Raw genomic sequence first — 11999 nt, 5'->3', positions numbered from 1 at the left:
TCCCGTCGTGCCGCCGGAGGTCGCCACCTCCCGGCGGTGTGGCACCGACCCCGGACACGCCCTCCTCGATCACCCTCCGCCATCTTTCGGCGACTTAATGTGCTCAAGGCGAGTGATCGCGGCACCCCGCGAACGCCGCCTCTCCGGGCTCCGCCGGGAGCCACCCCTCCGGAAGGGACGACGCATGATCACCGATGCCCTGCGCGCCGAGTACGAGCACCGCTTCTCCCTGTACGACACCGACGGCGACGGCTACCTGACCGCACAGGACTTCACCGAGCGGGCCCGCCTGCTGACGGCAGCGGTGGGTGAGCCGGAAGAGTCCGCCAAGGCGCAGGCCTTGTGTGCCGGGATGCGCAACACCTTCGAAGAGCTCGCCGCGCTGGCGGACCTGGACGAGGCGGGGCGGCTGGACCGGGAGCAGTTCGTCGCAGCGTTCACGCGGGCCGGCGAGTCGGGGGTCCTCGGCAGGGTCGTCGGGCCGTCGGTCGCCGCGACCATCGCACTGGCCGATGCGGACGGGGACGGGGTGGTCAGCCTGGCGGACTTCGCGACGGTGCACCGCGCGGCAGGGTACTCGGCCGCTCAGGCGGAAGCGGCTTTCGCGGCGCTGGACCAGGACGGCGACGGGCGGGTGATGGTGGAGGCATGGCAGGCGCCGAGCGCGTAGGCGACGGCGACAGGGCGCACTCCTCTGGCATGGGGTGAGCCCGCTGGTCGCGGCGGGCGGTTGACGCTCGCGCGGAACGCCGGGCCGGGCGGTCCTGCAGGAAGGACGGGTCGTCCTCGTTGGGCCCGGTGCTCCGGAAGCCATGGAGGACGGCATACCGGGTCGGTCCACCTCCCCGTACCGGCACCGGACGCGCCGTTGCACCAAGGCGGAACGGGCCGTTGCACTGCCACAAGCCCGTGCGCGGTGCATGCGGACCTGCGCAGCGCATGCATCGAGTGCGCCGGGTGCGCTCGGCGGACACCCCCGGGCCGGGCACATGATCGGCGGACTCGGAGGTGCGATGCGCCTGCGGGATGAGGGGTGCGCCCCTGCCCGTCTGAACAGGTGCGCATCGCACAAGCACGGCACCGCGCCGTCGGCAAGGGGGCAGGCCGGGCCGCGGCGGCGCTCCCGCGCGCTCTGCCGATGCGAACTCGGGGCGTGGTTGTCTCTTCCCCGTCAAATTCATGGCGCCGCACGGAAAGCGCGGTTCGAGCATCATTCGAACGCGCACACCGCTCACGCGTCAGGTTTCTTGAATGACCGCCAGGCAACTGCGCGGCGAGCGACGGGAGCAAACGCATGGAAATTCCGCAGGTATCGAAATCGCCTGCCCGGAGTGCATTTCGGGGCTGTGGTGTCCGGGGCGTCACGGCAGCAGCGGTCCTGCTCGCGGCCGGCGCGCTGAACCTGGCGTCCGGGCAGCCCGCCGAGGCCCGGGAAGGCGGGACCTGGGACCGCCTGGCCGGGTGCGAGAGCGGAGGGAACTGGCGTATCGACACGGGGAACGGGTTCTCCGGAGGGCTGCAGTTCGCCCACTCCACCTGGCACTCGTTCGGCGGCGGGGCCTACGCGTCACGGGCGGCGCGGGCGACCCGGTCCGAGCAGATCCAGGTGGCGGAGCGGGTGCTGGCCCGTCAGGGCTGGGGCGCCTGGCCGGCCTGCTCGGCCTCGCTGGGGTTCAACTCGGCCACCGCGCACCGCACTCCGCGCCCGGCACCGCAGCGGCAAGCGGACCCGTCGGCGCGGGCGCGGGCCCGCCATCCGCAGTCCCACGAGAAGCGGTACAAAGTGGGACGCCATCGGAGTACCAACGGCTCGGTCGTCGTCAACCGCGGTGACACGGTGAGCGGAATCGCGTATGCACACGGCCTCGGCTGGCGGGAATTCTACCGGCTGAACCGAAAGGTGATCGGGGCGAATCCGCATCTGATTTTCCCCGGCACCCGACTTTCCGTGCCGCGTTCCGGCGCCCACTGAGCACGTAAGAAAACAGCGGTGATTTCCCGGCCTGCCGGACCGGGGTAATTCCGCTGAGGCTCCGCTCTTTCACGCTGCGGTGGCTCGTCGGAGGGGACGGGCCACCGCGGGAAGGAGGGCGGGGCCATGCGGCTTCGCCCAGGCTGGGATCCGTCCAGGAGGCGGGTGCGGTGCCGGCCGGCCGGGCCACATCGGACCGCTGGGGAAACCGCCCCGCCGCGGCAGTCCGGGCGCGCCGTACGGCGCCCGGCCGGAACGACGCCTCCCCCTCGGCGGCGCATCGGTGCCGCCACCGGGGCAGGCACCTCAGCCGGCGGTCGCGTACACGCGACTGGCGAACTCCGCGATCTGTGCGTCGCTGAGGTTCTTGGCGAGGTTGGCCTCGGTGATCATGCCCACCAGGCGGTGGCCGCCTTTGACGTCGATCACCGGCAGGCGCTTGATGTGGTGCTCCTCCATGGTCGCCAGGACCTCGGAGGCGTCCGCATCCGCGTCGATCCAGTGGAGCTTGCCGCCCATGGAACCGGCCTGCACCGTCGCCGGATCGACCCCCTCGGCACAACAAGTGACGACGATATCGCGGTCGGTGATCATGCCCATGAGTCTGTTGTTGTCACCGCAGATGGGCAGGCAGCCGACACCCAGGTCCCGCATCATCTTCGCCGCGTCCATCAATGACTCATGTGCACCCACACAGCGCGCTCCGCCGGACATGATGTCGCGGGCTCGCAGCTTGCTGGCCATGATTCCTCCTGCTTCAGGAGTGTGATGTGCCTTTCTTCGATCACACCACGAATGGCCCCACGACGCTCACCGGGAACGGCCCGCACGGTGCTGCCGCGGCGGGAGCGGCCCGCTCGCCGTGCGGCGGGACGCGAGGCGGGGAAGACGAAGCACCGGGACCGCCCGCACCTCCGGCCGCCACCGCACCTTGCGGGTGCCAACTCCCCGCGCAGCCAGGCGTGATGGGGCGACCGCGGGACCGCGCGTCACCTCCGGGCGTAGTCTCGGCCTTTGTGACGACGTCGAACCCTTTCTTCGAGCCGAGCGAACTGCCCTACGAACTGCCGCCTTTCGCGCGGATCCGGAACGAGCACTTTCCCCCCGCCTTCGCACGGGGCACAGCCGACCAGCTGGACGAGGTGGCGGCGATCGGCGCCTGCGCCGAACCGGCGACCTTCGAGAACACCGTGGAGGCACTGGAGCGCAGCGGCGCGGTGCTGGGCCGGGTGCGCAGGGTGTTCGCCAACAAGGCCGCGACGGACACCGACGACGAGATCCAGGCGATCGAGGTCGAGATCGCTCCCCGGCTGGCCGCCCATGACGATGCGCTGCTGCTCGACTCCGCGCTGTTCGCGCGGCTGGACGCGCTCTTCGGACAACGCGAGCGGCTCGGGCTGGACGCGGAGCAGCTGCAGCTGCTGGAGCAGCACCACAACCGCCGGGTCCGGGCCGGTGCGCGGCTCGCCCCGGAGCAGCAGCGGCGCCTGCGCGAGCTGAACGCCGAGATCGCCGCCCTGTGCACCGAGTTCGGGCAGAACCTCCGGGCCGATACCGCTGCCGCGGCGCTCGTACTGGACAGCGCCGAGGAGCTGGCCGGTCTGCCCGCGGACCAGATCGCGGCCGCCGCCGCGCAGGCCCGGGAGCTGGGGCACGAAGGCAAGTTCGTGCTGCGTCTGAAGAACTTCTCCCAGCAGACCGAGCTGGCCGCGCTCGACGATCCCGCGCTGCGCGAGCGGCTGCTCGCCGCCTCCCTCGGGCGCGGCGCGGCCGGCAACGGCGCGATCGCCGTCGCGTTGGCCACGCTGCGTGCCGAGCGCGCCGGCCTGCTCGGCTACCCCAGTCATGCCGCCTGGGAAGTCACGGACCGGACCGCCGGCACCACGGACGCCGTCGAGGATCTGCTCACACGGCTGGTCGCCCCCGCCGTCGCCAATGCCGAGCGCGAGGGCGCGGCCCTGGCCGAGGCGGCCGGGGTCGCGGAGATCGGCGCGGCGGACTGGCAGTACTACTCCGAGCGGGTGCGCAGGGAGCGGTTCGACCTCGACGCGGCGGTGCTGCGGCCCTATCTGGAGCTGGAGACCGTGCTGCACGACGGTGTCTTCCATGCCGCCGGCCTGGTCTACGGGATCACCTTCACCCGGCGCCCCGACCTGGTGTCGTACCACCCGGACGCCCGTATCTACGAGGTGCACGACGCCGACGGCAGCCCCCTCGGCCTGTACATCGGCGACTTCCACGCCCGCGGGTCCAAGCGGGGCGGCGCCTGGATGGACGCGCTCGTGCCGCAGTCCCGCCTGCTCGGCCACCGGCCGGTGGTGGTCAACAACCTGAATGTCGCCAAACCGCCGGCGGGTGAACCGGTACTGCTGACCTGGAGCGAGGTCAACACGCTGTTCCACGAGTTCGGGCATGCGCTGCACGGCCTGTTCTCCGATGTGCGCTATCCGCTGCTGTCCGGCACCCAGGTACCCCGCGATTTCGTGGAATTCCCCTCCCAGGTCAACGAGATGTGGGCGGACCGGCCGGAGGTACTGGCCCACTACGCCCGGCACCATGTCACCGGCGAGCCGATGCCGCCCGAACTCCCGGCCCGGCTGCGCGAGGCGGAGAATTTCGGCGCGGGCTTCCGGATGGTGGAGCACCAGGCCGCCGCCGTGCTGGACTGGGCCTGGCACACCCTGTCCGCCGACGGTGACGCCCCGGGGCCCGATGAGGCCGAGGCGTTCGAGACAGCAGCGCTGGAGCGCTACGGGCTGGCCATGGCCGCGATCCCGCCGCGCTATCGCACCGGGTACTTCGCCCATGTCTTCAGCGGCGGCTACGCGGCCGGGTACTACGGCTACCGCTGGGCCGAAGTGCTGGATGCCGATACCGTGCGCTGGTTCCGGGAGAACGGGAAGACGATCCGCGAGAGCGGTGAGATCTTCCGCCGGGAACTCCTCAGCAAGGGCGGCAGTGTCGACCCGCTCGGGGCGTTTCGCGCGGTGGTCGGGCGGGACCCGGAGCTCGCGCCGCTGCTGGCGCGCCACGGCCTGGACGGCTGACCTTCGCGGGCCACGCGGGCACAGACGCCCGGTGGTGTACGGCCGACGGCCGCTCCGTGGTGGCGGAGGGGCCGCCGGCCCCGCGGCCGGGGCTCAGCCGGCGACGAACCGGTGGCAGCGCTCACCGTGGAGGCGGCCCGGCGGGAGCTTGCGGCCGAACGCGACCAGCAGCAGGTCCTGGGCCGCGCCGGACAGTGGCGTTCCGGTGCCGAAGGACCAGTCGAGGTCGTCGGCGCGGAGTTCGGTCCCGCTGAGGTCGGCTCCGAAGAATTTCGCGGATCTGGGAGTGACCTTCTCCAGGAGGAGGCGCAGCCGGTCCTCGGGAACGCTCCGGCCGAGGCCCAGGGCGACGGTGATGTCCAGGCCGTGGACCACATCGTGCCCCAGCGCGGAGGCGATGCCGCCGACCGGCGGTTTCCAGGGGTGGTGGGCGTTGTCCCGGAGGAAGCCGGCCAGCTCCCCCGTCGAGGCGGCGGCCGCGTCCCTGCGGGCGCACCGGTCGGCCATCCGGTGGATGTTGCCGCCCGCTCTGACGAGTTCGGCGGCCATCTTGGGGAGCCCGTAGCGGAACCCCATCGACATATGGGCCGCGACCTCCCGCACCCGCCATCCGGTGCACAGCGTCGGCGCCTCCCACTGCCCGGCCGTCAGACCGTCCAACAGGCCGGCCAGTTCCCTGCGTTCGGCCGCGATCGCCGCTTCGATGTTCATCCCTGTTCTCCCCGTGACGGTTCATCCCCCGGGTTTCCCCCTGGCCTCAAGGATCTTGTGCCTTTCGCCATAAGTCCAAGAGCTTGCTGTTCTCCTCCTTAGAATCGGCAGTTATGGAACTTCGGCAGCTGCAGTACTTCGTCGCGGTGGTGGAGGAGGCCAACTTCACCCGTGCCGCCGCCCGGCTGCATCTGGCGCAGCCCGGGGTGAGTGCGCAGATCCGGCAGCTCGAAAAGGAGTTGGGGCAGCCGCTCCTGGACCGCTCCGGCCGTTCGGTGACCACGACGGAGGTGGGCGAGGCCGTCCTCAGCCATGCGCGCGCCGCGCTCGCTGCCGTCGAGGAACTACGCCGGACCGTGGACGAGTTCAGCGGGCTGCTGCGCGGTCGCGTCCGGGTCGGCCTGATATCGGGTGCCGGTAACGGCAGATTCGATCTGGCCTCCCTGCTGGCCGATTTCCACGATGAGCACCCGCAGGTCGAGATCTCCCTCGGTGAAGACACTTCGGAGCGGATGCTCGCCGCACTGCACCGCGGTGACCTCGACCTCGCCGTGCTCGGCCTCGCGGACGAGGAACCGCCGCCGGGCGTCTCCTGCCGGCTCGTGGTGGACGAGCCCCTTGTCGCCGCCGTCGCACCGGACGATGCCCTGCTGACGGCGTACGGCGACCGTACGGGCGTCCCGCTGGCCGCCCTCCGCGACCGGCCGCTGATCAGCCTGCCGCGCGGGACCGGTCTGCGCGGGGTGCTCGAACGCGCCTGTGCACAGGCGGGGTTCCGGCCCCGTATCGCCTTCGAGGCGGCGGCGCCGCAGGTGCTGGCGCGGCTTGCGGCCCGGGGCCTCGGCGTGGCCGTCCTCCCGGCGCTGCCGGCGAGCGAGGCAGCAGCCGTCGGTCTGCGGACACTGGAGATCACCGCGCCGCAGCCCCGCGGCCGGGTCGCCCTGACCTGGCGGACGCAGGGGCCCGCCGGACCCGCGGCCAGGGCGCTCCTGGGAAGGCTGCGCACCGGGCTTCCCGTACCGGGAGCCCCCGCGAAGCCACCGGTCGAGCCGGGGGCCGCCATCCCCCTCCGGCCCCCGGCGACCGGCGGTCGGGATCACCAGGCCGCGGGCGCGTAGTCCTTCAGGAAGCAGCCGAACAGATCCTCGCCCTGCTCGCCGCGGACGATCGGGTCGTACACCCGGGCCGCTCCGTCGACCAGGTCGAGGGGCGCGTGGAAGCCCTCGTCGGCCAGTCGCATCTTGTCGGGGTGCGGGCGCTCGTCGGTGATCCAGCCGGTGTCCACGGCCGTCATGAGGATGCCGTCGGTGTCCAGCATCTCCCGGGCGCTGGTCCGGGTGAGCATGTTCAGCGCCGCCTTGGCCATATTGGTGTGCGGATGGCCGGGGCCCTTGTAGCCGCGGCTGAACTGGCCTTCCATCGCGGAGACGTTCACCACGTACTTGCGGCGGGCGGGTGCCGCGGCCATCGCCGGGCGCAGTCTGCTCACCAGCAGGAAGGGCGCGGTCATATTGCACAGCTGGACTTCCAGGAGCTCGACCGGGTCGACCTCGTCCACCTTCTGGATCCAGCTGTTGGACGCCTGCAGATCCGGGACGAGGCCGCCGGCGTCGATCGCGGTGCCCGCCTCGATCCGGGCGGGCGAGGCGGAGCCGGTGGTCAGGGCGAGGGCGGTGAGGTCCTCGGCGGTCAGCGCGCTGTGTGCGGCAGACGCGGCGGTGAGGGCGGCGGGGGTGCCGCTGCCGAAGTGGCCGAGGACGAGGGAGGCGGGCAGTTCCCCGGCGGGCAGCGGCGCGGACTCGGCGGCAATCAGCTGTCCGTACGCCTCGGGCGACCGGCGGACGGTCTGGGCGGCGTTGTTGATCAGAATGTCGAGCGGGCCCTCGGCGCTCACCGCGTCCGCGAGCGCGATGACCTGGGCCGGGTCACGGAGGTCGATTCCGACGATCTTCAGCCGGTGCAGCCACTCCGCGCTGTCCGGCATCGCCTTGAAGCGGCGGACGGCGTCGTTCGGGAAGCGGGTGGTGACGGTGGTGTGGGCGCCGTCGCGCAGCAGGCGCAGGGCGATGTACATCCCGATCTTCGCCCGGCCGCCGGTGAGCAGTGCGCGCCTGCCGGTGAGGTCCGTACGGGCGTCACGGCGCGCCCGGTTCTCCTGGGCGCAGGGCGGGCAGAGCTGGTGGTAGAAGGCGTCGACCTCGACGTATCGGGACTTGCAGGTGTAACAGGACCGGGGCCGCTGCAGGATTCCGGCGATCTGTGTGGTCACGGAGCTGGCGAGGGCCAGTCCTTGTGTCTCGTCGTCGATCCGGTCCGACGCACCGGTGGCGGTGGCGGCGGTCACGGCCCTGTCGTTGGCGGTCTTGGCCGCCCGGCGCTCCTGCCGGCGGCGCTGCTTCACCGTGCGGTAGATGCCGGCCGTGGCGCGCCGTATGGTGATCGCGTCCGGATGGTCGACGGGCAGCGCGTCGAGCTCCTCCAGGACACTCAGGCAGACCGCCATCCGCTCCGAGTCGATACCCGTGCCATCGGCCCGGCCTGTTTCGGTCACCGTCATCGCCGCTGCCGCTTCCCTGGGATCGTGTGTTCTATTCAAGCTCCGGCGGAACTGTACGTAGCCGGGGGCTGCAGCGCCAAACCCGGTGGGGTGCGCCGGAGGGGCGAGCGCGGTGCCGGGGTCCGGCAGCGGCCCGTGCGGAAGCCCTCGCTTCCTGGCCGGTCACGGGTGGGGCCCGGCGCACCTTCCCCGCCGGGCCCCACCCGTGACATGCGCCGTTCGTCAGGTCGCCTGGTCGTGGCTCAGCTCGATGTCGAACTCGCTGTGCCCGGCGGCCCCCAGCTTCAGCGGGGCGGCGACCGGCGGATAGCCGGCCGCGATCAGGGTGTACGCGCCGCTGTCGAGGTCGGTGAAGACATACTCGCCGTCCTGGGCGCTGGTGGCGGTGGCCACCACGTTGCCGGCCGGGTCCAGCAGGGTCACCCGGGCGTCGTCCACCGGACCGCCGCGTACCGTGCGGACGGTGCCGCGGACCTGGGCGCCGAGCGTCAGCCGCACCTCGTACCAGTTGCGGTCGCCGGTGGTGACCTCCACCTGGAGGGCGGACGGGCGGTGGTGCTCGGCGCTGACGGCCAGGGTGTAGCTGCCCGGGGTCAGTTCACCGAACGCGAAGCCGCCGTCCTGGCCCGCCACGCCCGAGGCCACGACCTCGCCGCGTACGTCGGTGGCCACGACGAGTGCACCGGGCACCGGGTCGTCGCCCTTCTCCTCACGGACCTCGCCCGTCAGGCCGGCCGCGCCGCTCAGCGTCAGGTCGAACGACACCGGCTCGTGGCCGGCCACCACGGTCACGGCCTGCGGGCGCCGGGCTCCCGCGGAGCCGATCAGCACATAGGTGCCGGCGCCCGTCGTGGGCAGGGCGTAGCCACCGTCGGTCCCGGTCGACGTACGGCCGAGCTGCCGGCCGCCGACGCTGATGAGGGTGACCGCGGCCTGCGCCACCGGCCTGCCGTCGCCGTCCCGCACCGTTCCCCGGATCACCGGGCCGGTCGCACCGTCCGCGGCGTCCGCGGGAGTCGCGGCGAGGAGCGGTACGGCGTCGGCGAGGAGCGGTACGGCGTCGGCGGCCGGAGCGGCCGGCCCGGCCGGCCCCTGCGCGTCCGCAGCGTCCGCCGCACCGTCGACGGCACCCGGCGCGCCCTTGGCGGCCTCCGCCTCGGCGTCGGCCTGCGCACGTGCCTGCAGACCGGAGATCTGCCGCAGCGGCACCTCCTTGATGAACCACATCAGCACGAAGGCCAGGGCGACGACGACCGCGCCCATGAGGAACACGGTGTGCATCGAGTCGGCGAAGCCGCGCTTGAACGGCTCCGCCAGCCGCGGGTCGAGGTGCTGGATGAACGACGAATCGCTCAGCACACCGGAGGAGTTGCCGTTGCCGGGGTGCTTGAGCATGTCCAGCACGGGCTTGTTCGCCGGGTCGTGCAGCACCGCGGGGTCGTGCAGTGCGGCCTGGAAGCGCTCGGTGGAGGCGGCGTCCTTGAACGCCGAGGAGATCTTGTCACCGACCGTGCTGAACAGCACCGACAGGAAGATCGCGGTACCCGCGGTGGCGCCCATCTGGCGGAAGAACGTGGACGAGGCGGTCGCCACTCCCATGTCCCGCGGCGGCACCGCGTTCTGCACGGCCAGCACCAGGGTCTGCATACAGCCGCCCAGGCCCAGGCCGAAGACCAGCATGTACACCATGGTCTCCCACAGCGGGGTGTCCCACTGGACCCGGAAGTGGAAGAGCAGCATCGCCGCGACCATCAGCGCGGTCCCGATGATCGGGAAGATCTTGTAGCGGCCGGTCTTGGAGGTGATCTGGCCCGACGCGATGGAGGCGATGAACATGCCCGCCATCAGCGGCAGCATTTCCAGACCCGACTTTGTGGGGCTGGCGCCCTTCACGATCTGGAGGTACTGCGGGATCATCAGCATCCCGCCGAACATGCCCATACCGATCAGCACGGACAGCAGACTGGTCTTGCTGAAGGTGCCGTTGCGGAACAACCGCATGGGGATCAGCGCATCGTCGCCGATCCACCGCTCGACGAAGATCCAGGCGATGATGCCGACGACGCCGATGGCGTAACAGGCGATCGACCGGGACGAGTCCCAGCCCCACTCCCGGCCCTGCTCCGCGACGAGCAGCAGCGGAACGACGCCGACGGAGATCGTGAGCGCGCCCCACCAGTCGATACGGTGATCGCGCTTGGTGTGCGGGATGTTGAGCACCTTCGCGACCACGAACAGCGCGACGATGCCGATCGGGACGTTGACCAGGAAGACCCAGCGCCAGCCGGTGATGCCCAGCAGCTGGTCCTGTCCGGCGAGCGCCCCGCCGATCAGCGGCCCGGCCACACTGGAGGTGGCGAAGGTGCCCAGCATGTAGCCCTGGTAGCGGGCGCGTTCCCGGGGCGGGACGATGTCACCGATGATCGCCAGCGCCAGCGACATCAGACCACCGGCGCCCAGACCCTGCACCGCCCGGAACGCGGCGAGTTCGGTCATCGAGGTGGAGAAGGTGCACAGCACCGAGCCCGTGACGAAGATGGTGATCGCGGCCAGGTAGTACGGCTTGCGCCCGTACAGGTCGGACAGCTTGCCGTACAGCGGTGTGGCGATCGTCGAGGTGATCAGGTAGGCGGTGGTCGCCCAGGCCTGCTGGCTCAGGCCGTGCAGATCGTCGGCGATGGTCCGGATGGAGGTGCTGACGATGGTCTGGTCGAGCGCGGCCAGGAACATCCCCAGCATCAAGCCGCTGAGGATGGTGAGGATCTGACGGTGGCTCAGGGTTCCTGGTTCGGGTATCGCCTCGGCTCCCGCGGCGGGCGGGGAGGTGGCTGTGCTCATGTACGTATGTCTCCCTGCTCCACGGCGGCACCCTGGTCTCCCCCGGGCCCCAGCCGTGTGTGTTGTCGTTCTGCCATGTCCTCGTTGAGACGGCCCAGCAACCGGATCAGGTCGGCCCGGTCCTGGGGCGACCACGGTTCGAGAAGCCCGGCCAGTTCGGCGTCACGCTGCCGGCGGTAGTGCGCGAACGCGGCACGCCCCGCTTCGGTCGCCGCCAGCAACGACCCGCGGCGGTCCTCCGGGTCGGGGCGGCGGGCCGCCAGGCCCCGCTCGACCAGCGAGCGCACCTGGCGGCTGACGGTCGACAGATCGAGGAACGCATCGGCGGCCAGATCGGTCGCCCGCTGGTCCCCGCCGACCACCAGCCTGGCCAGCAGCACCCGGTCGGCAGCGCCGCCGTCGGTCTTGGCCCGCTGCTTCCAGGCCGCGATCAGCCGGGAGAAGCGGACGATCTCCGTCCCCAGCCCGGCGGCGGCCTCATCCAGCCTCGACGAGGCGGTGACCTGCGGGGCAGCCCGGTCGCAGGCATGGACCGTGCCCTTGCTCATCGTCGTGATCCTTCGCGGTGATGTCGTCGGTCTTGCTGAATACATTGCTTGTATCCAGCAAGCATAGCGGCTGGAACCGACTGCTTCACACCACTCGACACCGGGGCCCGGGAGGCGGGACGCGACGGAGGCGGCAGCCGCCGGGGACGCCTGAGGGAGCCGGGCCCCGGCGACGAGGAGGGCGGAGACGAGACCCGGCCGACGGCCGTACGCTCCGGGCCCCTCCGGTGCGCCGGCCGGAGATCACGGCGCGGACCGGCGCGTATATGCTCCGCCACGCCCCTACCGGGCAGCGCACGCACACCACGCGGCGCAAGAAACCGGAC

At 71.6% G+C, this 11999-nt stretch carries 9 protein-coding genes; 4 read left to right on the top strand and 5 right to left on the bottom strand.

Features of this window, described 5'->3' with window-relative positions:
* Window positions 1–184: 184 nt before the first annotated feature.
* Together ACWGJY_RS18445 and ACWGJY_RS18440 are read left to right on the top strand one after the other, a co-directional pair.
* Window positions 185–670 carry an EF-hand domain-containing protein gene (locus tag ACWGJY_RS18445; RefSeq protein WP_453261860.1) on the top strand — a complete coding sequence of 162 codons (486 nt, stop codon included), beginning with the start codon at window positions 185–187 and terminating at the stop codon, window positions 668–670.
* Between the two features lie 624 nt (window positions 671–1294).
* The gene (locus ACWGJY_RS18440) at window positions 1295–1972 is read left to right on the top strand and encodes a transglycosylase family protein (protein WP_453261859.1); all 678 of its coding nucleotides are present in this window, start codon (window positions 1295–1297) and stop codon (window positions 1970–1972) included.
* Between the two features lie 306 nt (window positions 1973–2278).
* Here ACWGJY_RS18440 and ACWGJY_RS18435 read toward each other — a convergent pair whose 3' ends face one another.
* Window positions 2279–2716 carry a CBS domain-containing protein gene (locus tag ACWGJY_RS18435; RefSeq protein ID WP_453261858.1) on the bottom strand — a complete coding sequence of 146 codons (438 nt, stop codon included), beginning with the start codon at window positions 2714–2716 and terminating at the stop codon, window positions 2279–2281.
* 272 nt (window positions 2717–2988) lie between these two features.
* Here ACWGJY_RS18435 and ACWGJY_RS18430 point away from each other — a divergent pair, with 272 nt between their 5' ends.
* A complete protein-coding gene (locus ACWGJY_RS18430) occupies window positions 2989–5019 on the top strand; it encodes a M3 family metallopeptidase (protein ID WP_453261857.1) in 2031 nt (676 codons plus the stop codon).
* A 93-nt stretch (window positions 5020–5112) separates the two neighbouring features.
* On the opposite strand, the gene ACWGJY_RS18425 is transcribed toward ACWGJY_RS18430, so the two are convergent.
* On the bottom strand, window positions 5113–5730 hold the full coding sequence (locus ACWGJY_RS18425) for a maleylpyruvate isomerase family mycothiol-dependent enzyme (RefSeq protein WP_453261856.1): 618 nt from the start codon (window positions 5728–5730) through the stop codon (window positions 5113–5115).
* 113 nt (window positions 5731–5843) lie between these two features.
* Between ACWGJY_RS18425 and ACWGJY_RS18420 the strand changes: the two genes are divergently transcribed.
* Window positions 5844–6848 (top strand): LysR family transcriptional regulator, encoded by a 1005-nt coding sequence (locus ACWGJY_RS18420; protein WP_453261855.1) that lies wholly within the window; start codon window positions 5844–5846, stop codon window positions 6846–6848.
* Here the strand turns inward: ACWGJY_RS18420 and ACWGJY_RS18415 are convergent.
* The 3 genes from ACWGJY_RS18415 to ACWGJY_RS18405 all read right to left on the bottom strand — a co-directional run bounded on the left by ACWGJY_RS18415 (window position 6827) and on the right by ACWGJY_RS18405 (window position 11673).
* The gene (locus ACWGJY_RS18415) at window positions 6827–8287 is read right to left on the bottom strand and encodes an SDR family NAD(P)-dependent oxidoreductase (RefSeq protein WP_453261854.1); all 1461 of its coding nucleotides are present in this window, start codon (window positions 8285–8287) and stop codon (window positions 6827–6829) included. The genes ACWGJY_RS18420 and ACWGJY_RS18415 overlap by 22 nt on opposite strands.
* 222 nt (window positions 8288–8509) lie before the next feature.
* Window positions 8510–11125 carry an MFS transporter gene (locus ACWGJY_RS18410; RefSeq protein ID WP_453261853.1) on the bottom strand — a complete coding sequence of 872 codons (2616 nt, stop codon included), beginning with the start codon at window positions 11123–11125 and terminating at the stop codon, window positions 8510–8512.
* Entirely contained in the window at window positions 11122–11673 is a 552-nt protein-coding gene (locus tag ACWGJY_RS18405) for a MarR family winged helix-turn-helix transcriptional regulator (RefSeq protein WP_453261852.1), read from the bottom strand. Before ACWGJY_RS18405 ends, ACWGJY_RS18410 begins: the two co-directional genes overlap by 4 nt.
* Window positions 11674–11999 lie beyond the last annotated feature (326 nt).

It is taken from the genome of Streptomyces sp. NPDC054765, from assembly GCF_053612065.1.
The sequence above is the reverse complement of the archived record's forward strand: the minus strand, read 5'-3'. Positions and strand labels throughout refer to the sequence as shown.